This is a genomic window from Hyphomicrobium sp. 1Nfss2.1, from assembly GCF_965243865.1.
Classification (GTDB): domain Bacteria; phylum Pseudomonadota; class Alphaproteobacteria; order Rhizobiales; family Hyphomicrobiaceae; genus Hyphomicrobium_A.
This window is the reverse complement of the sequence record NZ_OZ251603.1, coordinates 1,186,547-1,211,816: the sequence shown is the minus strand read 5'-3', so window position 1 is coordinate 1,211,816 and position 25,270 is coordinate 1,186,547. Positions and strand designations below refer to the sequence as shown.

Below are 25,270 nucleotides of genomic sequence, written 5' to 3'. Positions count from 1 at the left end.
AGGGGGAGTCTATTGATCGCCGATGACAGTTTTCTGACGGGATAAGCCCGCGCGGCGCCTCGATTCCAGGCTAATATCTACGGATGTGCAATGCATAGTGTTTCAAAATAGTTCGGCGGGAACACTTGGCGTGCTGCAGTAATCGCGCGGCGGTCGTCTCCGCCGAATCCCCAGATCCAGAAAGGACGCTGCCTTGTCTCAAGCGCAAAGCTCGAAAATTGTCGAAGAGGTTTTGGCCGCCAATGGGGCGTATGTGAAGACTTTCGGCGACAAGCGCGATCTTGCCCTTCCGCCGGCGCGACGCTTTGCGATTCTCACCTGCATGGACGCGCGGCTCGATCCGGCGAAATATGCCGGTCTCTCCGAGGGCGATGCGCACGTGATCCGGAACGCGGGGGGACGGGCGAGCGATGATGCGATCCGCTCGCTCGTGATCTCACACAAGCTGCTCGGCACCAATGAGTGGTTTGTCATCCATCATACCGACTGCGGCATGGAGCTGTTCACCGATGCCATTATCGGCGATCTGCTGGAGGACAACCTCGAGACCGCGAGCTTCGACGGGAAAGCGTGGTCGAACCCAAAGCACGGCGGGGGCAATCCGGCCGGTCAGTTCATCAAATGGCACACGATAAAGGATCAGGCGGCGAGCGTTCTGCAGGACGTCAGGCGCATCCGGCAGCATCCGCTGGTCCCGGGGCACATCCCGATCTACGGCTATATCTATGACGTGAAAAGCGGGGCGCTCATTCCGGTTGAGGATGCGATCGAGGCAGGGCGCACTTCGTAGCCTCGCCACGGCGGGTTCCTTCGCGTTGATCGGGCGCAGGGCGCTCGTTTGTGCAATCATGCTAGGAGGCATTGAGGGCCGTCTCCGATCACGGGGGCGGCATGCCACTTGTCGCCGGCGGGCGAACATCCTTGACACGATGGGTCCGGGTCGATCCGCTTCAGGGGCGACATCAACCGGGCGCACGCATGGCTGCACGCACGAAAAGCTCGCTCGCATCGGCGCTCTCGCTCGCCATGGCCGACCATGGCCTCGGGTCGCGGACGGTGCTGAAGGTGGGGTTCCTCGCCCCGCTGACGGGCAAGCTGAAATCCTGGGCCGAGCCGGGCCTCAACGGCTGCCTCATCTGGCGGGACCGCATCAATGCAGAGGGTGGGATCAAGGTCGGCATGCGCCGGTTCATGGTCGACCTCGTGCCGTTCGACAGCCACTTCGAGCCGGAGCTGGCTCTAGCCGGTGTCAAAAAGCTGATCAACGAGGATGGCGTGAAGTTCATCCTGATGGTCGGCGGTAACGACTTCACCGACGATGTTCGCCGGTTGGTGAACCAGCACCGCATGCTGGTGGCGACGCTGCTGCCGAGCGACCTGACGCCTGATGCACCCACACTGGTGGCACCGAGCGAGGTGCATCCGATCTACAACGTGACTGGGGTCGACTGGCTGGCGCGGCAGGAGCCCGGCCGCAAGACCGTTGCCATGTGTGCGCAGGACGATCTGCACGGCCTGCCTTCGATCGCGACTTATCGCGCCGCATTCGAGGTGGCGGGCTGGGATCTGGTGGAGGAGCACCTGTTTCCCATCGAGACGACGGACTTCGGTGCGATCGTCGAGAAGCTGATGGCGAAGAACCCCGACGTTTTGTGCTGGGACACGGTGTACGAGCCGTTCCTGCATGCGCTGACCAAGGAGGCCTACAAGCGCGGCTTCAAGGGGCGGATGATCTCGTGCACGTGCGACAACTATCAGGAGTTGATCGACGCCACGAGCCAGGAGTTCATGGAAGGGTTCGTCTTCCAGTTTCCCGACTTCGACGACCCGCGCCTCAATGACTCGCAAGTGAATTTCGAGAACCCGAACGAATTCTACGCCGAGTTCTGCGCGCGCTATCCGGGTACGTGGAGCGCGGTGTCGTGGGAATACGTCTCGACGCTGGAGCTATGGAAGAACGCTGTGCAGCGGGCGCGCACGTTCGAGCCATTCTCTGTTTTGTCGATGATGAAGTTCGGCGGGGTCGGCCATCACGCGTTCGGCGAAGCGCACTGGTGGGGCCGGGAGCTGTTTGGCATCGACAACGCGCTGGTCGGGGATTGGCCGGTCGTTGCCATCGAGAATGGCCGGGCGCGCATTCAGGAGTTCTCGTCGATCGTGCGGTGGTGGTCGCAGCACCGACCCGTTCTGCTGCGGCACATGCGCGAGATGAAGCTGATGTGGGATCAGCGCGAGGAGGCCGATGCAGCAGCCGCCGCCGCTCTGGCGCAGCAACGGATATGAGCATCGATACACGGTTGCGTCAGGGTGAGGCGTAGATCATGTCCTCGTGGGTGCTCGATATATAAAGCCGCATGCATTCGACGGCCGTGTCGACGTCACGCCGTTCGAGCGCGGTGTAGAGCGAGCGCAGCGCGCGCTGGGCCTCACGAATGCGAACAGGGGTCAGCGTGCGGTTCTTGTTGGCGCACCACTGGGGCTGGCGCCGCACCTCGTGCATGATGCGGTACATGGCGACGATGAGGGAATTGTGAGTTCCTTCGCAGATCGTCATCATGAACTGTTTCTCGACCTCGGCAAATTCGGCGGCGTCGGTGACAATCGCTTCCAAGCGCGCGAGCTGCTGGCCGAGCTTGGTGAGGTCGCGGACCGACATGTAGATCGATGCGAGGCGCACGATTTCGGGTTCGAGGATCGACTCGGCGACGTTCATCTCGAAGGGCGAGATGGTCTCGGCGATCGAGGATATGTTGAGGTATCCCGCCGCTTCGGCGCTGGAGCGCCGAACGTTGTCGGAGCGATAGGAAACGAATGTTCCGCTCCCCGCCCTGCGTGCCACGGCTCCGTAGGTTTCGAGGAATTCGAGCGCCTGGCGGATGGTTGCGCGGGATTCTCCGAAGGTCGCCGCCAGATCGCGTTCCGCTGGCAGACGCGTTCCGAAAGGATATTCGCCAGTGGAGATGCGATTGAAGATGTCGGTGGCGATGGCCTTTACGCTTTGCTTGACCATCGGCAGAGCCGAGAGATCGCGGTCCCAGGGTGCTGGTTCGATGGGGATGCCAAATCCGTGGTCTGTCATATTGGTCGGGTCCACCTCATGCGCGTGCCGTTGTGGGGCGCAGAAGACTCGGATGCAGTAGCACCGTCATCTGCACAGCGCATTTGAGTTCGCTGCGTGCGTCGTGGCTATCAACATTGAAGCTGTCGGCGCTTTGCGCGAGTGCGTCGGCCTTGGCGCGGTATGCGGCGCGAACGGCCTCGCAATCGGGCGCGGCCCAATATTCTAGAAGCCGAATCTCGGCGCAGCCCGGACCGAGCGTTGCGGTGAGCCGCGCGATGAGATCCTGATGGGTCGCGGCCGGCTCAGGTCGCGCGCGAGCCAGGTCCCAATTGCAGTTCGAAATCGCGCTACCCGCAGCGCAGAGGTCGAACAGCGGCTGTCGCTTCAGCTGCGTGAAGGCATCCTGGTGCTGCATCGCCAGGCGCAGGTGGAAGACGGAGCCGCGACCAGCGAGCGGCACGTCTGTGCGTTCGATGTACGCACGCGAGTCGGCCCACAATTGCGTTGCTGTCTCCAATCGCGAAGCGGCCAAGTGTGGCGTGCCTGCAATAAGGGCGGCGATACCCACATTGTTGTTTGCGGCAGCGTTAATCGGGCCCTTTGCGCCGTTCGCGGGCATCGATCGAAGCAATGTGTGCGCAGCAGCATCGCGGCGCCCATCGGCCAGGGCGATGAGAGCATCGACCGTCGCTTTCATTCGGCAACCATTGGCAAAATTCTCCACCTCGGCGGTGTTCGCGCCTGCGATATGCGGGGCATTGTTGAGGCGTCTTGCCGCCCTTGACACAACGAAATCTGACGCTCGTTTGCTGGGCATTATACCGTATCAAACCAAAGTAGGCCACATGGTATTTTTCTCGTTTGTTGTTCTGGGCTTGTGATCACACCTTTCAGAAAATACTGCCCAAGCGCTGCGCAGTGCGTGCCCGAATTACTTTCCCTTTAGGCAACTTTTTCTCTTGCTCGCAATTTTCGATGATCTAAGCTCACCCCGTCAAGCGCTCTATGGTGTGAATTGGTTCATAATGGTTGGTTTTGGTTTCGGCTCGGGACTTCGCCGTCGCCCCTTCGGTTGCGGGCGGGCGGGGGTGCGTGGCCGCCAGATCAACAAGCGCTCGGATGCTCATAGAAGTATCAGCAATAAGGAGTGACGCAGATGACTACGGGGGTCCTTCAGACACCCGTCGCGGGCTCATCGACCTCTTCCAGAGAGTTGATTAGGGCCATCGACTGGAGAGGTGCGTTTTGGGTGGCCAGCGGCGTTCCTGCGCTGGTGCTGTTCTCGATCGGCGGCATCGCAGGCACGGCGGGCAAGGTCGCGTTCCTGGTCTGGATCTGCTCCATGGTCATGGGGTTCCTTCAGTCCTTCACGTACGCAGAGATCGCCGGTCTCTTCCCCAACAAGTCGGGCGGCGCGTCGGTTTACGGTGCTGCGGCCTGGGTTCGATATTCGAAGCTCATCGCGCCGCTGTCGGTGTGGTGTAACTGGCTCGCCTGGACACCAGTGCTGTCGCTGGGCTGTTCAATCGCGGCGGCCTACATCCTGAACGCCTTGGCCCCGATTCCTGCTGCGGATTCCGCGCCGGCTCTTGCGTGGATCAAGACGCACGCCGGTTCGATCGCCGCGGATTCGCCCCGTGTCGTGGAATGGCTCGGCGCCAACGCCGGCAAGACGGCGCAGGACGCCATCAATGCCCTGCTGAGCCAGGATGCGGTCGCGGCTCTGACGCCGGCGATCCGTGACTGGACGCTCTTTTCGCATGCGCTGGGCCCGGTCTCGTTCTCGCTCAACGCAGCGTTCTTCATCGGCGCGATCCTGATGCTGCTGGTGTTTTCGATCCAGCATCGCGGCATCATGGGTACCGCGAACGTGCAGAAGTATATCGCTCTCGTGGTGATCATTCCGATGCTGATCGTTGGCATCGTTCCGATCATCACCGGGCAGATCAACTGGTCGAACTACTCTCCGATCACTCCGCTCGCTGCGGCCTATGCGCCGGAGCCGGGTTCTTGGAACATCGGTGGATGGACGCTGGTGCTGGGCGGCATGTTCATCGCGGCGTGGTCGACGTACGCGTTCGAGACGGCGATCTGCTACACGAGCGAGTTCCGCAACCCGAAGACCGACACGTTCAAGGCGATCTTCTACTCGGGTCTTCTGTGCCTGCTGTTGTACACGCTGGTGCCATTCACGTTCCAAGGTGTGCTCGGCCTCGAGGGCATGCTGGCAACGCCAATCGTCGATGGATCGGGCGTCGCCGAGGCCATGGCGTCGATGGTCGGTGGATCGGGTTTCGTCACCAACATTCTGGTGATGCTGATGATCCTCGCGCTGCTGCTGTCGATCATGACGGCGATGGCAGGCTCGTCGCGTACGCTCTACCAGGGGTCCGTCGACGGCTGGTTGCCGCGCTACCTCAGCCACGTCAACGAGCATGGCGCGCCGACGCGTGCAATGTGGACTGACCTCGGCTTCAACCTGGTCGTGCTTGCGATCGCTTGCGCCGATGCCACCAGCTTCTTCTTCATCCTGGCGGTGTCGAACGTCGGTTACATCATCTTCAACTTCCTCAACCTCAATGCCGGCTGGATCCATCGCATCGACAATGGCGATGTGGTGCGGCCGTGGAAGGCACCGACGTTCCTGCTCGGCATCGGCGTGGTGTTTGCCTATGTCAACGCCGTGTTCCTCGGCGCAGGCGCCAAGGTGTGGAACCCATGGGCGCTGTGGGCCGGCATGATTGCTGCCGCTCTCATCGTGCCGGTGTTCTGGTTCCGCCACTACGTGCAGGACAAGGGCAAGTTCCCCGATCACATGCTCGCCGACCTCGGGCTCACGCAGGGAGATCTGGCCAAGAAGCGCGCCGGCATTCTTCCTTACGTCGCGCTGATCGTGGGTGTTGCGATTGTGCTCACGGCCAACTGGTTCTTCCAGTTGCCGGGTTGATCCTCCGGCCGGAGTGGCGGTCGGCGCCGCTCCGGCCATTTCAATTGGTGCGGTATGCGCTGCAATAGAAACAGGAGATAGAACTTTGCTCGCAAGCGAAGTCAAAAGCCGACCCGTTTATGCGGTCTTGGAGCCAGACCTCCACGCCGCAAGCAATATCGTCGTTTGCGACCGCGCTGGTGCGGTTGCCGTCGTCGAAATGCTCGGCAAGGTCGGTGCCGAGTTCGCAAACAAGACAACTGTGCTGCTATGCGTGGACGACTATCCCGATGCTGGAAATGTCGATCTCGACGTCGCGCGGCTGCAGCCGGCTCGCACCACGGTGCTGCCGAACGTGAATGCGGCCGCGGCGGCGCTCGGAGAGCGTCTTTTCCGCGCGCAGATGGGCACGCGTATCTACGCGGCTGGCGCTGAGCCACTGATCGGTTCCGTCGTACAGCGCGCCATGCGCTTTGGCGTCGACCATCTTTCCGTTCGGGCCGAGCATCGCGGTTCGCTCAAGCGCCGTGTGCAGTGCGTGCATTGCAAGGGGCTGATCGAGAACGTGATGGCGAGCCCCGTTACATGCACCCACTGCGGCCTGACGCTGGTTGTGCGCGATCACTATTCACGCCGGCATGCCGCGTTCATCGGCGTGTGCGTCGATGCGGAAGTCGCGGGTGAGGTTCCCGAGCAGGTGCCATTCCAATGACAAAAACTGCATCGCATCGCGTGCGCGTCTCTGAAGTAGAGCGCGTCGCCGAAGGAATTAAACGGTTCCGGTTCGAAGAAATCAGCGGACGTCCTCTGCCGGCGTTCTCTGCTGGATCGCATGTCATCGTGTCAATGCACGGCAACGGTCACACATGGCGCAATCCCTATTCGCTAATCAGCGCGCCCGGCGACACGAGCGGATATGAAATTAGCGTGCTGCGAGCGCCTGAATCTCGTGGCGGCTCACAGTTCATGCATGAGCGCGTCGAGCACGGAAGCGAACTCGAAATCAGCGATCCGGTAAACCTCTTTCCGGTCGCACGTATGGCCCGCCGGCACATTCTCGTAGCCGGCGGCATCGGCATCACGCCGTTCATCGCCATGATGCGGGAGCTCAGTGCAGCCGGGGCCGATTTCGAGCTGCACTATGCAATGCGCTCGGCTTCAAGCGGGGCATTCTGCGACTACTTGCAGTTGACATACGGGAAGCGGGTAAACCTTTACCGCGATGACCTGGGCGAGAGAATGCCTCTGGCTCAGCTGCTGTCCGGGCAGCCGCTCGGGACGCACATGTACGTGTGCGGGCCTTCGGCGATGATCGAGTGGGCGTTGGGCACCGGGCGCGCCGCGGGCTGGCCTCGGGAAAGCCTGCACTCGGAAAAGTTTGCCGCGCCGCCGATTGGATCGTCGTTCACTGTGAAGCTGGCACGGTCAGGCCGTGACATCGTCGTGGGGCCGCAGCAGAGCATCCTGGAAGCGTTGGAGGAGAACGGCGTCGATGCTCCGTCGCTGTGCCGCGGTGGCGCTTGCGGGCAGTGCGAGACGCGCGTTGAAGCGTGCAGTGGTTCCCTGCAGCACCAGGACCACTACCTCACCGCCGAAGAAAAGGCTTCCGGCGGCAAAATCATGATCTGCGTCTCGCGTGCCTCCGGCACGCTGACGCTGGATCTTTAATCAAAGCTCGGAGGAAGAGCATGGGCCTAGTCTTCAAGGACGAGACGTTCCGCGACGATTTCACGTTTTCGAACAGTCCTGCGGCGATCAAGCGGTTCCCGTTTCCGTTCGCCGAGGATCAGTACATGTACTCGGTGAACATCGAGCCGCATGTGCCCGGTCCCAAGGGATCGGTCTTCGAGTTTCCCATCGACATCGACGAGCATTACGTCTCGGAGATGCGCGACCGGGCGCTGGTACTGGACAAGGACCCCAAGCGCTGCCAGGCGCTGCCGCACATGATGCCGGCGCAGTGGGACATGCTCGAGCTGTTGATGACGTCAATGGCGGACAAGTACCCGGAGCATTTCACGCTCAACAGGGACGGAGACAAGTGGCACTGGATCAATCGTCCGCTCAGCATCGAGCAGCGGTTTACGTTCGGCGATGAAACGACGCTGCCGTATGGGCCGATGGAATACATCGGCCGCCAGTGCCAGGGTGATTTCTCGCTGCAGGATCAGCGTGACGGTCAGTTGTGGATGGATGCGGGCATCATCACCACGCAGGCGGATTGGTCGCTCGACTTCGATGTCGGCATGAACTTCACCGAATGGCATGGCCCGGTGCCTCTGGCCCACAAGGCGCGCGTGTTCGACCGGGCGCTGAAATTCCTGCTGAACCTCCAGAACGGGCATCCGGTGCGGCGGCTCAACTGGACGATGACCATCAACCCACGGCTCGATACGAGCCCGGAGAACTACCACAAATGGGGAGTCGACCGCACGACGGTGACGCCTGAGAACGTTGGCGACAAGGTGCACCTTCGCGTGGAACTGCAGGGCCTATGGCGGCTGCCGCGTTCGAACGCGATCATGTTCTCGATCCGCTGCTACCTGATCAAGATGAAGGAGCTGGTGACCGTGCCGAAGTGGGCGCGGCGGTTCCATCGCGTGCTGAAGTCGTTGCCGCCGGAGCTGGTCGATTACAAGGGTATTACCCGGTATCAGGCGACGACCCTCGAGTGGCTGTCGCAATTCGACGACGGTGCACCGACGACCCCGGGCGGTTGGCCCGATGATTTTCCTGGCGCCCCGCAAATCAAACCTCAAGAAAACAACCGGAGTGAGATGCCAATGACGGTAGCAAAATTCCCTCGGCAGTCGGTCTTGAACGACCGGCACAGAGCGCTGGGCGCGGATCTGTCGACGGCGTGGAACGACATGCCGATCCCGCAGAATTACAGCACGGACCCCTATGAAGAGACCGCAGCGGTGCGCTATCGCGCGGGTCTGTTCGACGTTTCGATGCTTAAGATGTTGAATGTCACTGGCAGCGGCGCGCTGGTGTTCCTCAATCACCTGCTGACGTCCGACGTGTCGAAGGCGAAAACCGGCGATTCCCACATCAGCAACATCGTCAACGAGATGGGTGCGCTGGTCGACGACGTGATCGTCTATGTCGATGGTCCGGAAGAGTTCCGCATCTCGCATGGCGGCGGCGCGTTCGAAGACGCCATGATAGCGGTTGCCTCGAAGTACGACGTGAAGATCGAGCGCGACAATGACGTGCACATTCTGTCGCTGCAGGGCCCGCTGGCGCTCGAAACGTTGGCGCCGCACACGCCGATGAACCTTGCTGGTCTTGGCTATTTCCGTCACGAGCCGACCACGCTGTTCGGCAAGAAGGTGCGGCTGGCGCGCGGCGGCTATTCCGGCGAGCGCGGGTATGAGGTGTTCTGCTCGGCGGCGGATGCGCCCTATCTGTGGGACACGATCCTCGAGATTGGCAAATCGAAGGGCATCATTCCTGTCTCGTGGGCGTGCCTCGATACAGTTCGCGTGGAGAGCAGCCTGTTGTTCTTCCCGTTCGACATGCCGCATGGCGACACCACGCCGTGGGAAGTCCGCGCCGATTGGACGGTCGATCTCTCCAAGCCGGACTTCGTCGGCAAGCAGGCGCTGATCGAGCGTAAGGGCAAGGAGCGCTCATTCATCTCCGGGCTCGAAGTGGCGAGCGACCGCGTCGTCGAGCCGGGAGCGAAGATTACTGTTGGCGGCAAGGAAGTCGGCGTCGTCACCAGCACCGTCTACAGCCAGCATCTGATGAAGTCGCTGGCGATGGCGCAGATCGAGCCGGCGTTTACCGCGCTCGGCACGGAAGTGGTGGTGCACGACAAGGGCGAGTTGCGCGCTGTCGTCGTGCAGATGCCGTTCTATGACCCGCTGCGTGTGCGCACACATCCGAAGGACTAAGGCCTTTCGGTTGGCTGCGATTTCCTCTCGCCCGCGACTTCCCCGCGGGTGAGAGCGGCGCAGCGAGACACTTATTGGCAGCGGTGGCACGAACTTAGCGCACACTCCCTTGGCTGTTCCCTGTGCGCTGGGCCGGAGGAGAGATCCTTCGGCCCCTTTTTCTACCGACGATGAAGCTCCCATTGTCAGGTCTTGCGCGGCTTGACGCCCGCGCCATCCGGTGTTCGTGCCCGAGCGGGTCGCAATGCTTTGTTTCGCTGGCTTGGCGCAGCGCGCACGATAGGGCCGATCTATCAATCTATTGACCGTTTCAACTTCACGGCGGTTTGAATGGTTTGCCGGCGGCGCAGCGGCGTCGCGCCGTGCTATGGCATCGGTCTCGATGGAGACGCTGCATGCATGATCGACAGACTAAGGCGCCCGGATTTGCGGTGGGCATAACAGAGCCGATGATCGAAGCGCTCGTCCACGCCTTCTATGCCAACGTGCGGCGCGATGAACTGCTCGGCCCGATCTTCAATTCGCGAATCGATGATTGGGATGCGCATCTGGCGAAGCTGTGCCGCTTCTGGTCGTCGGTGACGCTGATGACGGGCACGTACGAGGGGCGGCCGATGGCGGTGCATGCGGCGCTGCCGGAAATCGAGGGCGAGCACTTCGCCCGCTGGCTGGCGCTGTTCGAGGAAACGGCGCGCGCCGTTTGCCCGCCCGACGCGGCGGCGCTGTTTGTGGATCGCGCGCATCGCATTGCCGGATCGCTGAAGCACGGGATCGATCTGCACCGCGGGGGCGGACGGCTGGCCGCGGTGTCCGTGCCGTAGCGCAGCTCCACGCGTCGTTGGAAGAGCAACAATAACAAAAAGGAGCTTCGACGTGACCCTCACCACCCGCCTGACTGAAGCGCTCGGCATTCGCCATCCGATCATCTCTGCACCCATGGCATTCGCCGCCGGCGGCAAGCTCGCAGCGGCGGTGTCGGAGGCCGGCGGGCTCGGCCTCATCGGCGGCGGTTATGGCGATGCCGACTGGCTGGAGGTGGAGTGGCGCAATGCCGGTAATGCTGCCGTCGGCTGCGGGTTCATCACCTGGTCCTTGAAGAAACAACCGCACCTGCTCGAATTGGTTCTGGCGCACAGGCCGAAGGCCATCTGCCTCTCGTTCGGCAATCCGGGGCCATTTGCGGCACGCATCAAGGAGAGCGGCGCCATGCTGATCTGCCAAGTGCAGACGCGCCGGGACGCGGAGCACGCGATCGCGTGCGGTGCAGACATCATCGCCGCACAAGGGACGGAGGCTGGCGGACACGGTGAGAAGCGCGCGACGATGACGCTGGTGCCGGAGGTGTCTGATCTCATCGCGGCGCGCTCGCCAGAGACGCTGCTTTGCGCGGCGGGCGGTATCGCTGATGGGCGCGCGCTTGCGGCTGCGCTGATGCTCGGGGCCGACGGGGTTCTCGTCGGATCGCGGCTGTGGGCATCGCGGGAAGCCAATGTGGCGCCGGCCATGCACGCGGCGGCGCTGTCGGCAACCGGCGACGACACGATCCGCTCGCAGGTGATGGACCTGGCGCGCAAGCTGGAATGGCCGTCGCGCTACACTGCGCGGGTGCTGCGCAATGCCTTCATCTCGCGCTGGCATGGGTGCGAGGAGGCACTTGCCGCCGTGGCCGACGAGGAGGCCGCAAAATATCGCGCGGCGTGGAGCGCGGGCGATGCAGAGAACTCCAATACGTTCGTTGGAGAAGGCGCCGGGCTAATCTACTCGGTGGAGCCCGTAGGCGACATCATCGGGGGCATGGTGGCCGACGCAGAGGCTAGGATCAGGGCCGGACGCGCGATGATCGCGTGAGGAATTCGAGCGCGGCGACGCGCGTAGGTCGGGACGAATTGAGTGCGCGGGCCGAGAGGCTCGCGCATTTCTTTTGCCTATAGTTTGATCACGGCATTGTTGTCGCAGGATTTAGCTCCTCATAAGATTATGCGGCTAGCCTTGCGCCATTGCTTCAACTTGCGTCGGGCCTCGGCTCGGCGTTAGGCTGATTGTCTAATTGCCCGGTTGTCTCGTCATGGAAAAAATTCTGACGACAATCCTTTCGCAGTACGTGAAGCGCGGCTCGCTGACGCTGGTGACTCCGGGTGGCCGCGAGTTCACCTTCGGCGACGGCACCGGCGAGGAAGTGAGAATACGCTTCCTCGACAAAGGCGCAGAGCGCGGCGTGGTGCTCAATCCGGAATTGCGCCTCGGCGAGATGTTCATGGACGGCCGGGTGGTCGTCGAACGCGGTACGATCTACGATTTTCTTGTGCTGGTGCTGCGCGATGCAACCGTCGACGACCGCTCGCTGCCGGCGCGCCTGCTCGGCCGGATACGCTTCCTGACGCGTAATTTCGTCAGCCGCAACAATCGTTGGCGCTCGCGTCGCAACGTTGCGCATCACTATGATCTCGACCATCGGCTGTATGAGCTGTTCCTCGATCCGGATCGGCAATACAGCTGCGCATATTTCGAGCGGCCCGATTGCACGCTGGAAGAAGCGCAGCTGGCGAAGAGGCGGCTCGTGACCGCGAAGCTGCTCGTCGAGCCGGATAGCCGCGTGCTCGATATCGGCAGCGGCTGGGGCGGGCTAGGGCTGTACATCAAGCAGATGGGCGGCGCGCGGCAGGTGCAGGGCATCACCTTGTCGACCGAGCAGCTGGAAATTGCGCGCGGGCGAGCCGAGAAGGCCGGCGTTGCCGATAGCGTGCGCTTCGTGCTGCAGGATTACCGCGAGGTCGAGGGCAGCTTCGATCGCATCGTATCTGTCGGTATGTTCGAGCACGTGGGGCCGCGCTTCTACGACACCTATTTCAACAAGTGCCGCGAGCTGTTGAAACCCGATGGCGTGATGGTGATGCACACGATCGGGCTGATGGATGGGCCGTGGTATCCCAATCCGTGGATCGACAAGTACATCTTTCCCGGCGGGCAGCTTCCGGCGCTGTCGGAGATCATTCCGGCGATCGAGCGCGCTGGCATGATCGTCACGGACGTCGAGTGCCTTCGGATGCACTATGCCGAGACGCTGCTGGCCTGGCGCCGCCGCTTCATGGCGCGCCGGGACGAGGCGATGGCTCTCTATGACGAACGCTTCTGCCGCATGTGGGAATATTACCTCGCCTGCTGTGAGGCGGCGTTCCGGTTCCAGAACGTGGCGGTGTTCCAGGTCCAATGTGCGCGCAGCGCCTATGCCGTGCCGCTGACGCGTTCGTATATCGCGGAGCGCTACGAGGACCTGAGGATGCGGGAGGCCATGCGCGAGGCCGACGCGATCCGGGAAGTGGCTCCAGAAAGGCCTGCTCAGACCCCTGCGTCCGAGCCGGTGCCCTTGCGCAAGCAACGCCATTAATTGACTTTTTTCTAAGGGACCGGGTGCGGGGCGCGGCGGCTCGGCTTGGAAAGCCGATTGGGCTTGTCTATAGTCTTCTCGCCGGATGGCTTGCGCCATGAGGCAATAAGCCGGCTGGTCCGGCGCCGGGGTATTATTGCATCGAAGGCGGGACGCGGGGTCTCGGTAGCATTGTGTCAGTTGCACCGAATGCGGAGACTCCGGCGCGCATGAGATGCCATCCGATGCGCTGGCTGTGGGGACTTATACCCATCGCTATGCTGGCTTGGCTGGCGGTGCAGGCCCAGCATTCTCACATAGAACAGGATCTGGAACGGCGCAGCACCGACGCCCTGCGCGCGGCGGGGCACGACTGGGCCGTGGTGGCATTCGATGGCCGCGACGGCCTTCTTGCAGGGCAGCCAGCCGACCGCATGCAGCTGGCGGAGGCAGTTGCTGTGGTGCGCAACGTCTGGGGCGTGCGGATCGTGCGTACGCGCTCGATTGCTCCGGCGATCAAGGACGTGCCGATCACGCCGGCGACTGACGGGGGGGCGCCGGACCGGGTGCTACATGATAGCGAGCCCTTACCGCTAGGTGACTCCGTGCCGGTTGCCAGCGCCGATGCCGCCGGCGAGCACGACAGGATGGTAGCGCATACGTCCCCTGAGAGTGGTGTGTGGTCGGAGGCGCATCAGTCCGAGCCGGTGCTGGGAGACGCGCCAGAAGCCGATGGCACGCCTGCGGTGACCGTCGCAACGCATGAGGTCGCGCCCGCTTCTCTCGGGGCGGAGGCGATCCCGGCGACTGCTGAGACCGCGCCGGCGGCATCCACTGTGCGCGAGGCGGCGGAAGCAAAGGCCGATGCTGTCGCGGCTGCCGACGCGTCGGCCGATCCGGCGGTTGCGGCGTCATCGACCGGAGAGAGCGCGCCGGCTGATGTCGTCGCTCATTCGCAGCCTGTGCCTGATCGAGATCATTCTCACAGCGATGCAGTGGCGTCTGAGGTGGCGTCAACGGAGCTGCCATTACGCAAGCCGGGCGATGTGGCTCCGCCGGAGAGAAGCGCCGCTGCGCCCGATCAGGCCCCGCAGGAGAGCGTCACCCCTCCTGAGCAAAAGCCGGCCGAGGTGGCGGCAGTAGCGCCGACGACGGCGGTTGCGTCGTCGCCAAAGAGCCCAGGCGCAGACGAAGTGCGCACTGGGGACGCAGCAACGCCCATCGTTCCGGAGCGAAAGCCGGTTGTTGCGTCGGCCAAGGCCGATGGTGCCTCCACCCACGACCAGGGGCCCGCCGCGGTGTCGAGCTGGCTGTCGGGGCTGATGGCGCCCGCGCCGGCGAAGCCCCCGCGGTTTGATACTGCTGCGTTGCCGCCGGGCAACATCGCGGAACCGGGCTCCTGCATCGAACGCGTAAAGGAGGCAGCACGGCTTGCAGAAGTGCACTTTGCGCGGGGCGATGCCCGGATCGACACGTCAGGAAAAGCCGTTCTGGATGGGCTTGTTGGCGCTCTGAACATTTGTCCGGAGGCGACGCTGCACATCGCCGGTCACGCCGATGCCTCGGGGAAGTCTCGACATAATAAGGTGCTATCGCGACACCGGGCGCGTGGGGTCGCAAGCTATATGATCCAGAAGGGCATTGACGATGGGCGTCTGGTTGCCGTCGGATACGGGGACCAGAAGCCGGTGGCACCGAATGACAGCAAGGTGAACCGGGCGAAGAACCGGCGCATCGAGTTGACGGTTGCGGCGCGCGCTGCGCCGCTGCCGCCGATGCCCGTACGAAAGCAGGGGACGCGCAATGGACTATCTGCTCGCTAATCTCGTTTGGTACGCCGCGGCGGCGTTCGCTGCCGGATTTATTGTGGCGTGGATTGCGTGTGCCAGGGTGGAAGACTGACGCGCGGGGAAACGCGCGCTATTGATATTTGGGGAGTGAAGTTATGTCGGAGCTGCTTTGGCAGGCGTGGCTGCTGCTCGCGGCCGCGTTCTTTTTCGGGGGCCTGCTGGCGTGCAGCCTGAAGCGGCGCTTCTATTACAGCCGGGCGGCCAAGAGCCCGGACGTGGCGATCAGCGGCATCTCGCATCAACCGGCCCCCGGGGAGCCGAAGATTGAGGTGACCTCGCGCGCTAGCGCTGAGGAAGGTCGCTTTGACCGCGCCATCAGCGGGCAGGCTGTGACGGGCGCGGCGGTAGTTGCGACGGCCGCTGCTGCTGCGACGGCCGCTGCTGCTGCGGCGGCGGTTGCCGCAAGGCCGGCGCCGCCTCCAGAGCCAGCTGCCGCACCGACTCCGGCACCCGCTCCTGCCGTGGCGCCTAAAGCGCCCGAACCCGCGCCGACCGCTTCAGCACCGGCCCCAGAGGCAAAGCCGATTTCGTCGATCTCGGTGACGGCGGGTTCCGGCGCGCCGGTGCAGCCGCAGGACGGTGGCGCGGCGCCGAGCGATGATCTCACTCGCGTTCGCGGCATCGATAGCGTGGTGCAGAAGCAGCTCAAGGAAGTGGGCATTCGCCGCTTCGCCGAGATTGCCGGACTGACGTCGGCTGACATCAAAGGTCTCGGCGAGCGTCTGGGTGTCTCGGGTCGCATCGAGCAGGAGAATTGGGTCGGGCAGGCACACATTCTGGCGACGGGTGGCGAGACGTATTACTCGCGGCGCGTCGACCGCGGTATGCCTGTGCCCCAGTTTGCGGAGCCCGCGACCGCAGTCGCGGCTGCAGCTCCCGCCGTGGCTGCGGTGGCCGTGGTACCGCAGTTGCCATTGACTGCGTCAGGCCCGGGCGATGACCTCAAGCGCATTCGTGGCATCGGCATCCTGAATGAGCGCACGCTCAAGGAACTCGGTGTGCAGCGCTATTCCGATTTCGCGTTGCTCAACGCTGCGGATATCAAAATCATCGACGATGCGTTGGGCTCGCCGGGCCGCGTTGAAAAGGAGAACTGGGTCGGACAGGCGCGGGTGCTGGCCGAGGGTGGCAAGACCTACTACGCACTCCGGCTCGATGAGACGCAACCGGTGTCAGAGCCCGCTGCTGGGCCGACGGCGCCAGCGCCAGCTCCTGAACCGGCGCCCGTGGCAGCTCCGGTTGTCGCCGCGATGGCACCTGTTGCGGTGTCCGAGATTGCTGCCGCCGTAGAGCCGCCTGCGATTGCTACGGAGCCAGTGGCGACTCCTACCGAGACGCCAGCGGCGGAACCGACCAGCGGAGGTGTTGCGCCGCTGCGCTCGGTACGCTCCGAAGCGCTCGTTGGATCTGACGGGGCTTGGGGCGCGCACCCATCGCGTGACGGTGATGACCTGAAGCGCATTCGCGGCATCGGCGTTCTGATCGAGAAGAAGCTCAACTCGCTGGGCATCGTGCACTTCGAGCAGGTGGCGAACTGGACCGGTGCGGACATCGAGCGCATCAGCCAGATTCTCGACTTCAAGGGGCGGATCGAGCGCGAGAACTGGGTCGAGCAGGCGCGCATCCTGGCGACCGGCGGCCAGACCGAATTCTCGCGGCGTAGCGACGTCTAAAGGCCTCCAGGCGTGCCTGCGTGACCGATGCTTCGGACCCGCTTGGGTCCGAAGCGATCATGGTCTTGCAAGGCAGCGTTCGCATCGGCAAAACGCTTGCGTAAGATCACGGGCGGCGACACCGTGACGTGGTCTGCTATCGACGCGTGCGCGCTCCAGCCGATGAGGACAATCGATGTTCACGTTCGCCGATGACGAGGAACGCCAGATCGATGCGTTCCTGCGCGATGCGGCAAGCTACGGCGAAAGCGGTCCAGTCGAGGTGGTGGAGACGCACATTGCGCGCGTCTATCTCGTTGGCGAGCACGCCTACAAGTTGCGCAAGCGGGTGCATTTGCGTTTCGTCGATTTCTCCACGCTGCACGCGCGGCACGCCGCTGCGGTGCGCGAGATGGAGATCAACCGCCCGCATGCGCCGAACATCTATCTCGGGCTGGTCCCGATCGTACGCCGCGACGACGGTAGCCTGGGGCTCGATGAACGCGGCGACATCATCGAATGGGCGGTGCGCATGCGCCGCTTCTCGCAAGATGCGGTGCTGAGCCATCGGGAGGAGCAGGGTCCGATTGCGGAGGACTTGGCGAAGTCTCTTGCCGACATGGTTGCGCGCTACCATCAGGACAGCCCGATCGCGAGCGCCTGCAATGGCGAGCGCATTCTGGCGCCCGTGGTCGATCAGCTCTCCAGTGCACTCGACTTTGGCTATCCGGATGTAGCGCGGCGGCTGATAGAGATGTTCGATAGCCTGAAGCCGGTCCTGACAGAGCGCGGCTACGCGGGTTGCGTGCGGCGCTGCCATGGCGATCTGCACCTTGGCAATATCGTGCTGATCGACAACAAGCCCGTGCCATTCGACGCCCTTGAATTCAGTGAGGCGCTGGCAACGATCGATGTCCTGTACGATCTTGCCTTTCTGCTGATGGATCTTGATGTGCGCGGTGACCGCCACGCGGCGAACGCGGTGCTGAATGCTTACGTTGCGTTCGAGCCCATCGGTGGCGAGATCGAGGGGTTGGCATGCCTGCCGCTATTCCTCGCGTGCCGTGGCGGTGTGCGGGCGGTTGTGGCGATGGCGCGCACTGAGCAGTTGGAACCCGAAGCGCAGACGGCGTTGCGCGCGGAGATCGATCGCAACGCGCTACTGGCGCGGAGCTATCTCGCCCCGCCACCACCGGTGTTGATTGCGGTTGGGGGATTGTCGGGCACGGGGAAGTCGACTCTGGCCGCCCAGCTCGCCCCGTTTGTGGGCTGTGCGCCGGGTGCGCTGCATCTGCGCAGCGATGTCGAACGCAAGCGCCTGTTCGGCATTCCGGAGACGCAGCGGCTCGACCGGCAGCACTATCGCGTCGGCACGGCGCAGCGGGTCTACAGCATCGTAGAAGACAAGGCGCGGCGGGCGCTGTCTGCCGGCCAAGCGGTGATCGTCGATGCGGTGTTCGCAAACGAAGAGGAGCGGGCGAACATCGAGACGATTGCGCGCGATGCGGGATGTCCGTTCATCGGGCTGTGGCTGCAGGCGCCGGCCGAGACCCTGATCGCGCGAGTCGAGCGGCGGCAAGGGGACGCCTCGGACGCCGATAAGCGCGTCGTGCGCGAGCAGCTCGGTTATGAGCTCGGTGCGATCACCTGGTACAAGGTTGATGCTTCGGGTACGCCGGAGCAGGGGCTGGAAGAGGCACGGCGGGTTGTCGAGGTGGCGAGCAGCGCTTCGTCCGCCTAAGCTCACCTCGACCTAGCTCATCAACGAGAGAGTGCTACCAGCGGCCGCTGATCGCATTGCTGAGGCTCAGCGGATCGGCGTCCGGTTTGTGCCGCTTGCGTGCATGCTTCTTACTGCGCGTTTGCGTTACTGGCTGGGTGACGTCTCCGGTGCTGGCTTCGGCGGAGGCGACAGGGGCGCTGGCGGTCGCGTGGGTGCCGCCGGCGTGGACGCGCTCCTTCGCCTCAGGCTCCAGCACGGTCACTTCAGGCTCGCTCTTCTCTTCGAGTGTCGACACCATGATCGGTGCATAGAAGGGCACGAGCTTCTTTTCGGTTGAGGTGGCTTCCGTCGTTTTGCGGCCTGACCTCTTGGCCTCGGCGGCGGCGCGCTTGGTCTCAAGCTCGGCGGTGAGTGCGGGAAGCGGCTCGAAGTTGGCCTTTGAGCGCATATGCACGACCTTATAGCCGCGCTTCTTCAGCTCGGTGAGGATGGTCGGCAAGGCGGCGGCGGTCGATGCCTTGATGTCGTGGAATAGGATGATGCCGCCGTTCTGGTGCTCAACCTGCTGGATGGTGCGTGCGGCCAGGCGCGAAGGGCTGCCAATGTAGCTATCATTGGAGACTACATCGACCGTAAAGGCGGCGATGCCGCGCTCCTGTAGGTGTGCAAGGAGCGGACCGGAGTCGCTGAGGCCGGGGAAGCGGAAGAACGGCGCGATGGGCTGACCTGCAGCGAGTGCCACAGCGGCGAAGCCGCGCTCGATCTGGTCGGTTGCGCGCTCGAGCGAAAGGGCGCGGAGGTTGAGAGGGTGGGACCAGGTGTGCGTGCCCATGGTATGGCCGCGGCCCATCACCTCTTTGACCATGTCAGGATAGGCCTGGGCCATCTGGCCGACGTAGAAGAACGTCGCCTTGGTGCAGAACTTGTCGAGGGCCGCGAGGATCGGCTTGGTGTACTTGGGCATCGGGCCGTCGTCGAACGTCAGCACGACCTCCTTCGGTCCGAGAAAGCGCGGCTCCTTATCGTATTTGGTGAAGGCGCCGTAGAGGGGGCCCGACTTTGCGTCGATCTCGACGATGCGCGAGACGCCAAGAGCGTTCTTGGGATCCTTGCAGGCTTCATCGGCCAGTGCAGGTAGTGCGAGTGCCGATGCGAGAGTGGCCATGGCGCACGCAAGGGAGAAACGACGGTTCAAAGTACACCTCAATCGGTTAGGCGCCCGCATGGGCAGAGGGATACGCAACTCGTACTCGTTTCGACACGCGCTCATGGCGTGAACCACTTCTGATACCATGGCACGGTTGCCGGTTCGTTGGTAGGCGAGGCGGTCGAGCCGGTGGACAGTGGGGATGATGTGTTGCGCTGATGCGCCCACGGGAGCACCTCGGTGCCACCATCTCCCGTGCTCTGCTGGGACTGTTGCCAAGTGAGCGCGCGGGGCGCCAGCGGCTCCTTGCTGGCGGCCTGCATCTTGTGGGCGATCAGTTTGGCTGCGCGCGCGTCATATTCGGGCAGCGTCTCGGCTGTCTGCTTTGGCACCATATGGACAACCTTGAAGCCGCGCTTTTTCAGCTCGGTGAGCAACGCCGGCAGGGCGTGCGCGGTCGACGGCTGAATATCGTGGAAGAGGAGGATTCCTCTGTGACGTCCGGCAAGCTGCGTGAGGACATTCTTCTGCACCTCTGCTGGATCGCGGCTGCGGAAATCGCGCGAATCCACGTCGATCATGAAACTGGCGATGTGGCGCGCTTTCAGGTACTCGACCGCCGCTGCATTGGGCCGCAGATAGGGGAAGCGGAAGAATGGGGCTACCGGTGCACCGAGCGCTGAAGCGACGGCGCTGAGGCCAAGCTCGACCTCTTCCTCGGCCTTGTCGGCGGTGAGGCTGGAGAGTTTGGCGTGCGACCAGGTGTGACTGCCGATCGTGTGCCCGGCGGCTGCGACCTCGCGGACCATCGCCGGATCGGATGCTGCCATGCGTCCGACCATGAAGAATGTCGCTTTGGTGCAGTGCTGGGCCAGCGCTTTCAAGATGTTGCGCGTGTGCGAGCGCGAGGGGCCATCGTCGAAGGTGAGGACGATCTCGCCATCCTTGAGGAAATCGAATCCGCCCTTGCGGCCGCGTCCGAACAGCGGACCTTCAGACGTGTCGACCTCGACGATGCGGGAGAGGCCGAGCACGTCGGCGCGGGTGGCGCAGTCAGCGACCTGGGTGGCCGGATGGGGCGGGGCTTCCTGGGCGCGGGGCTTCGATATATCGCCGCACGACAGCAGGCAAAGGCTCCCCAAGCACAATGTACTCAACCACCGCATCGGTACACTTCGCCCATTGTCGATCATGCGGTGAGGATGATCACCGCGCGCTGCTCAAGGGGCTTAACTAGTCCGCAACCACTAAGATTTTCTGTAAAAGTTTGCCAGTAGCGTTCATCTTTCAGTGTGTTGTTGCATCTGCGCACCAGACTGTGCAGCACGCGACAACATGCTAAAGCCGGGCATCATCCGGTTGATCGGAAGTCAGTTGCTGGGCGCCACGGCGCGACCCGACGCAGACGGAGTGTGCGCTTGGAAAATACGCAGAATGGCGCCAGCGCCAGCCGTGAGCAGGAAGTGAAGCCGAAGGCCGATCTGTTTCATGCGGTCGACGAGGCGCTGGAAGCCGAGGATACTGCGGCGCTGCGGTCGCTGGTTGCCGACGTCAAGGGGCCTGACCTTACCGACCTAATCCAATGGCTCGGGCCCGAGCAGCGCGTCGCATTGATCGAGGCGCTGGGACCGGACTTCGACTTCGAAGCGCTGGTCGGCGTCGACGAGAAGGTGCGCGATCAGCTTTCCGAGGCGCTACCGAACGACGTGCTGGCCAAGGCTGTCTGCGATCTCGACACCGATGATGCCGCGTATCTCCTCGAAGGCCTCGAAGAGGACGACCAGAAGGAGATCCTGGATCAGCTGCCGCAGGGCGAGCGCGCGGCCTTGCAGCGTAACTTGCTCTATCCGGAGGAAACCGCGGGCCGCCTCATGCAGGCGGACTTCGTCGCGGTTCCGCCGTTCTGGACCGTGGGGCAGGTGATCGATTTCGCGCGGGAGACCGAGGATCTGCCCGACACGTTCTCGGAGATCTTCGTCGTCGATCCCGGCTACCACCTGCTCGGCAGCGTCGACATTTCGCGCCTGCTGCGGTCGAAGCGCGACCTGCCGATCGAGAAGATCATGGACACCGATCGCCACATCGTGCTCGCGACCGCTGACCAGGAAGAGGTGGCGCGGCAGTTCGAGCGCTATGGGCTGATGGCGGCGCCCGTCGTCGACAGCAACGACCGCCTTGTCGGTGTCGTGACCGTCGACGATGTCGTCGAGGTCATCGAACAGGAGGCCGACGAGGACGCAAAGCTGCTGGCAGGCGTCGGCGATGAGCGGCTGACGGACAGCGTGCGCCAGATTGCGCCGCCGCGGCTTGCCTGGCTGTTCGTCAATCTCGGCACGGCAGTCTTGTCGGCTTCGGTGATCAAGATGTTCGGCGCCAGCATCGAGCAGATGGTGGCGCTCGCAGTGTTGATGCCGATGGTTGCTTCGATGGGTGGCAACGCGGGAACGCAGACGATGACCGTGAGTGTGCGTGCACTGGCGACACGTCAGCTCAACCCGGCGAATATCCCACGCGTTGTGGCACGCGAGGCAGCTGTTGGACTAATCAACGGCTTGACGTTCGCCGTGTTCCTGTCACTTCTGGCGGTGTACTGGTTCGGTGCCGATCAGCTTGGCGTGGTGATCGCCGTTGCCATCATCATCAACATGATCGCGGCAGCGCTGGCAGGCATCTTCATTCCGCTAGCACTCGATAGGCTAGGATTTGACCCCGCCGTGGCTTCCACGGTGTTCGTCACAACAGTGACAGACGTCGTAGGGTTTTTCTCGTTCCTGGGTCTGGCGACGCTTTGGCTTGGATGAGGCAAAGATGAGCGTTGAGAGTGACGTCAGCATTCGGCCGCTGCGCGCTTCCGATCGCGAGGCGTGGGATCGGCTGTTCCACGGCTACATCAATTTCTACGAAGCGAAGGTTCCGGCTGACGTGATCGACCTGACCTGGGAGCGCCTCATCGGCGAGAAGGATGGCTTCTGGGGTGCCGTCGCGGTGGACGAGCATGACCGTCCCATCGGGCTCGCGCACGTGGTCTTTCACCCCTCGACGTGGTCGTCGACGAGCTACTGCTATCTGGAAGATCTCTACGTAGACCGCGACGCGCGCCGTCACGGGGTCGGGCGCGCACTCATCAAAGCGGTGTACGAGGAAGCCGATAGGCGCGGGGCGAGCCGCACCTATTGGGCAACGAAGCAGGACAACAGCCAGGCGCGCCGGCTGTACGACCGCGTGGCGAGGCTCAGTTCGTTCGTGCAGTACCGGCGCTGATGGAAATCAGCGCGGCGGCACTGTTCACGCCGTGGGCTAATTCGCAGCTTTGACCAGGATGGCGGAGAAGCGCTCCGAAGGGATGCGGAAGAAACCGCGGCCGCCGGCTAGAGCGCGATAGCAATCGGATGCCTCGGCGAGCAGCAACTTGAGCCAATCATCAGAGCCGAGGCACGGGGGGCAAGAGTCGATAAAGAAGATCGAAGCATCGGGCGAATAGCGCACGTGCAGGAGAACGTCCTGCGACTTCGCATCGGGCGCGGCCTGTATCTCCGGCTTGACCTTGATTTCGGGCTTATCGGCTACGGCAACCTCGGCAACGGCGGACATCGTGGCTCTCCTGTCTGCAAGGCTCATGTCTGTAAGGTTCATGGCCGCGATGCTCGTTGCGAACGCGCGGTCATGACAGTTTTGTTGCAGCGCAGGATGCGTTCAATGATCTAAGCCAAATTTCGCGTTGCATTCTAGCGACGCGGCGGTGTGTCATCCCTTCCCGATGCGCATCAGGCCTTTTTGACGAATTCCGATTTGAGGCTCATGGCGCCGATGCCGTCGATCTTGCAATCGATGTCGTGGTCGCTGTCGACAAGGCGGATGTTCTTCACCTTAGTGCCCATCTTGAGAACCTTCGAGGAGCCTTTCAGCTTCAGGTCCTTGATGAGGACCACGCTGTCGCCATCCTGGAGCGTGTTGCCGGCGGCGTCGCGGTAGACTTTGCCTTCCGCCTCAGCGGGCGCAGTAGCGGTCTGCGGGTCCCACTCGTGTGCGCACTCGGGGCAGATATAGAGCCCGCGATCCTCGTAGGTATATTCGCAGTTGCATTTCGGGCACGGCGGTAGCGTGGTCATGATTGGTCCTTGGCGCATGGATGGGACGCGCGCGTCTTGGCGCACGCATCAGGACGGCAGGTGGGAAATCGGCACCGCCATAGCATCTCGCGCGCCATCGGCGAAATGCATTTCGTCACGCTGGCAGAAGTGGGTGAAGCGTCAGCTCGAAGGGGCGTCGAGGCGGCGCGTCAGGTTCTCGAACTCCTGACGCAGCTCTTCGTTCTTGAAGATCTGGTCGAAGGTGGGAGCCTCGAGCTTCTGGATCGCCTCGAACGAAGCGGCGCTGTCGCGCATCAGGTTCTTGAGCTGGAAGCTCGCTTCGACGGTCTCGTAGGTGTTGTCGGCGATGCGCAGGTCGTGCACCGCACGGGTGCGCGCGCTGGCGATCTGCTCGCGCTGCTGCTGCAGATAGCGGCGATAGCCCTTGGCGGCTTCGGCGGCGACCTTCTGGGCGTCGCGGTTGGCTTCGAGCGCGCGCTTCTGGTCGGGCCGGTTCTCGGCCTGCAACAGCTTGGCCGTCTTTGCCTGTGCCGACTGGATGTCCTTGAGGATGGCATTCAGCTTCGGCATGTAGTTGGTGTCGATCTTCTCGATCGCGGTGCCCTGCGCATGCACCAGCATGGCGAACAACGCAGCGTGCATGGCGAAGTATTTGCGCGCCGAGTTCATGTTGTCGCCAGCAGCGGTCAGCAGCTTGCCGAGCTGGCTGTCGATGATCTTGGCGGCGTTGAAGACGGCGACGAGGCGCACTAGGTCGCCGGAGAGAACGCTGTCGAGCAGCAGATCGACCTGATCGGGTGTCAACTCCACGCCGGTCTTGGCGAGCGCGCCGGCAATCTCGGCTTTGGTCTTGGCAATCTCGTCTTTGTTTTTGTCGATACGCGCGTACGCGTCCTTGATATTTGAATCGAGGCTGGAGACGGTATCGGTGAGCACGCCTGGAAGAAGCGCGTCCTTGGGCGCAGTGATCTGCTTTTCCTTCAGCGTCGATATCTGGGCTTCGATATCACGGATGTTCAGGCGCAGTCCTTCCACCTTCTTCTGCATGTCGACGATGGGCACGTCTGTGACGATGCCGAGGGCTGAATCGAGCAGGGCGCGAATGCGCGCTTCGCGGTCCTCGCGCGTCTCGGTCCACAAGGGCGTCAGGATGAATTCGTCGCGGCCGGGAAGCTTCTGGGCTTCGGAGCGCTGGTCTGCGGCGTCGCGCAAGATGGCATCGACGGCGCGCATCAACTGGCGCGCCTGCTCGAAGGCTTCATCCCCTTCGCGCGGGTCCTTCGGGACGGCGGGGGCGGCCGGAGCTGTGGCGGTTGTGGGTGGGGCGACTGTCGTTTCGGCGACGCGCTCGGGTTTCGCTTGCGGTGTCGAGCGGTAGATCAGGTCGGCGATGCCGTCACGCTGCGCTGACTGCGCATGCAGTCCCGCAGTCGAAGCGCTGAGCGTCGCGATGATGAGTGCGGTACGGGCCCAACGGGCGTCGGCGGACATTACAAAGCCTCCAAACATGTGCCGCACTTCAATATACGCAGACTTGCACGGCGGACTGGGGCG

Annotated in this window: 21 protein-coding genes and 1 pseudogene; 15 read left to right on the top strand and 7 right to left on the bottom strand. The window is 63.1% G+C overall.

Going from position 1 to position 25,270, the window contains the following annotated elements; translation table 11 throughout:
* The first annotated feature begins 193 nt into the window (after positions 1–193).
* Complete coding sequence (locus ACP15D_RS06055; RefSeq protein ID WP_424956648.1) at positions 194–790, top strand: beta-class carbonic anhydrase; 597 nt, start codon at positions 194–196, stop codon at positions 788–790.
* Positions 791–978: 188 nt separating this feature from the next.
* Positions 979–2,283: an ABC transporter substrate-binding protein gene (locus ACP15D_RS06050; protein ID WP_424956647.1), complete on the top strand. Its 1,305-nt coding sequence runs from the start codon at positions 979–981 to the stop codon at positions 2,281–2,283.
* 19 nt (positions 2,284–2,302) lie between these two features.
* Here the strand turns inward: ACP15D_RS06050 and ACP15D_RS06045 are convergent, their stop codons facing one another.
* Positions 2,303–3,079, bottom strand: coding sequence for a FadR/GntR family transcriptional regulator (locus ACP15D_RS06045; RefSeq protein WP_424956646.1), 777 nt, complete (start codon positions 3,077–3,079; stop codon positions 2,303–2,305).
* 16 nt (positions 3,080–3,095) lie between these two features.
* Positions 3,096–3,758 (bottom strand): hypothetical protein, encoded by a 663-nt coding sequence (locus ACP15D_RS06040; protein WP_424956645.1) that lies wholly within the window; start codon positions 3,756–3,758, stop codon positions 3,096–3,098.
* Positions 3,759–4,217: 459 nt separating this feature from the next.
* Between ACP15D_RS06040 and ACP15D_RS06035 the strand changes: the two genes are divergently transcribed.
* The 11 genes and pseudogenes from ACP15D_RS06035 to ACP15D_RS05985 all read left to right on the top strand — a co-directional run bounded on the left by ACP15D_RS06035 (position 4,218) and on the right by ACP15D_RS05985 (position 18,496).
* Positions 4,218–6,008 (top strand): APC family permease, encoded by a 1,791-nt coding sequence (locus ACP15D_RS06035; RefSeq protein ID WP_424956644.1) that lies wholly within the window; start codon positions 4,218–4,220, stop codon positions 6,006–6,008.
* 85 nt (positions 6,009–6,093) lie between these two features.
* Positions 6,094–6,699 carry a dimethylamine monooxygenase subunit DmmA family protein gene (locus tag ACP15D_RS06030; RefSeq protein ID WP_424956643.1) on the top strand — a complete coding sequence of 202 codons (606 nt, stop codon included), beginning with the start codon at positions 6,094–6,096 and terminating at the stop codon, positions 6,697–6,699.
* Positions 6,696–7,655, top strand: coding sequence for a PDR/VanB family oxidoreductase (locus ACP15D_RS06025; RefSeq protein WP_424956642.1), 960 nt, complete (start codon positions 6,696–6,698; stop codon positions 7,653–7,655). Before ACP15D_RS06030 ends, ACP15D_RS06025 begins: the two co-directional genes overlap by 4 nt.
* Before the next feature lie 20 nt (positions 7,656–7,675).
* Positions 7,676–8,713, top strand: a pseudogene (locus ACP15D_RS06020) (heme-dependent oxidative N-demethylase family protein); the annotation flags it as partial.
* A 57-nt stretch (positions 8,714–8,770) separates the two neighbouring features.
* Positions 8,771–9,889 carry an aminomethyltransferase family protein gene (locus ACP15D_RS06015; RefSeq protein WP_424959177.1) on the top strand — a complete coding sequence of 373 codons (1,119 nt, stop codon included), beginning with the start codon at positions 8,771–8,773 and terminating at the stop codon, positions 9,887–9,889.
* Between the two features lie 395 nt (positions 9,890–10,284).
* Positions 10,285–10,710, top strand: a complete 426-nt coding sequence (locus ACP15D_RS06010; protein ID WP_424956641.1) for a group III truncated hemoglobin — start codon at positions 10,285–10,287, stop codon at positions 10,708–10,710.
* 52 nt (positions 10,711–10,762) lie between these two features.
* Positions 10,763–11,737 carry an NAD(P)H-dependent flavin oxidoreductase gene (locus ACP15D_RS06005; RefSeq protein WP_424956640.1) on the top strand — a complete coding sequence of 325 codons (975 nt, stop codon included), beginning with the start codon at positions 10,763–10,765 and terminating at the stop codon, positions 11,735–11,737.
* 217 nt (positions 11,738–11,954) lie between these two features.
* Complete coding sequence (locus ACP15D_RS06000; RefSeq protein ID WP_424956639.1) at positions 11,955–13,274, top strand: class I SAM-dependent methyltransferase; 1,320 nt, start codon at positions 11,955–11,957, stop codon at positions 13,272–13,274.
* 224 nt (positions 13,275–13,498) lie between these two features.
* Positions 13,499–15,076: an OmpA family protein gene (locus ACP15D_RS05995; protein ID WP_424956638.1), complete on the top strand. Its 1,578-nt coding sequence runs from the start codon at positions 13,499–13,501 to the stop codon at positions 15,074–15,076.
* Between the two features lie 122 nt (positions 15,077–15,198).
* Entirely contained in the window at positions 15,199–16,776 is a 1,578-nt protein-coding gene (locus ACP15D_RS05990) for a hypothetical protein (RefSeq protein ID WP_424956637.1), read from the top strand.
* Between the two features lie 175 nt (positions 16,777–16,951).
* On the top strand, positions 16,952–18,496 hold the full coding sequence (locus ACP15D_RS05985) for an AAA family ATPase (RefSeq protein ID WP_424956636.1): 1,545 nt from the start codon (positions 16,952–16,954) through the stop codon (positions 18,494–18,496).
* A gap of 34 nt (positions 18,497–18,530) precedes the next feature.
* On the opposite strand, the gene ACP15D_RS05980 is transcribed toward ACP15D_RS05985, so the two are convergent.
* Positions 18,531–19,643, bottom strand: a complete 1,113-nt coding sequence (locus ACP15D_RS05980; protein WP_424956635.1) for a polysaccharide deacetylase family protein — start codon at positions 19,641–19,643, stop codon at positions 18,531–18,533.
* 101 nt (positions 19,644–19,744) lie between these two features.
* The gene (locus ACP15D_RS05975) at positions 19,745–20,767 is read right to left on the bottom strand and encodes a polysaccharide deacetylase family protein (protein ID WP_424956634.1); all 1,023 of its coding nucleotides are present in this window, start codon (positions 20,765–20,767) and stop codon (positions 19,745–19,747) included.
* 270 nt (positions 20,768–21,037) lie between these two features.
* Between ACP15D_RS05975 and mgtE the strand changes: the two genes are divergently transcribed.
* On the top strand, positions 21,038–22,426 hold the full coding sequence (gene mgtE, locus ACP15D_RS05970) for a magnesium transporter (RefSeq protein WP_424956633.1): 1,389 nt from the start codon (positions 21,038–21,040) through the stop codon (positions 22,424–22,426).
* Between the two features lie 7 nt (positions 22,427–22,433).
* Positions 22,434–22,886, top strand: a complete 453-nt coding sequence (locus tag ACP15D_RS05965) for a GNAT family N-acetyltransferase (protein WP_424956632.1) — start codon at positions 22,434–22,436, stop codon at positions 22,884–22,886.
* A 36-nt stretch (positions 22,887–22,922) separates the two neighbouring features.
* On the opposite strand, the gene ACP15D_RS05960 is transcribed toward ACP15D_RS05965, so the two are convergent.
* The 3 genes from ACP15D_RS05960 to ACP15D_RS05950 form a co-directional block, all read right to left on the bottom strand.
* Positions 22,923–23,216, bottom strand: coding sequence for a hypothetical protein (locus ACP15D_RS05960; protein WP_424956631.1), 294 nt, complete (start codon positions 23,214–23,216; stop codon positions 22,923–22,925).
* Between the two features lie 173 nt (positions 23,217–23,389).
* Positions 23,390–23,734 (bottom strand): zinc ribbon domain-containing protein YjdM, encoded by a 345-nt coding sequence (locus tag ACP15D_RS05955; protein ID WP_424956630.1) that lies wholly within the window; start codon positions 23,732–23,734, stop codon positions 23,390–23,392.
* A gap of 141 nt (positions 23,735–23,875) precedes the next feature.
* Complete coding sequence (locus ACP15D_RS05950; protein ID WP_424956629.1) at positions 23,876–25,207, bottom strand: hypothetical protein; 1,332 nt, start codon at positions 25,205–25,207, stop codon at positions 23,876–23,878.
* Between the last annotated feature and the right edge of the window lie 63 nt (positions 25,208–25,270).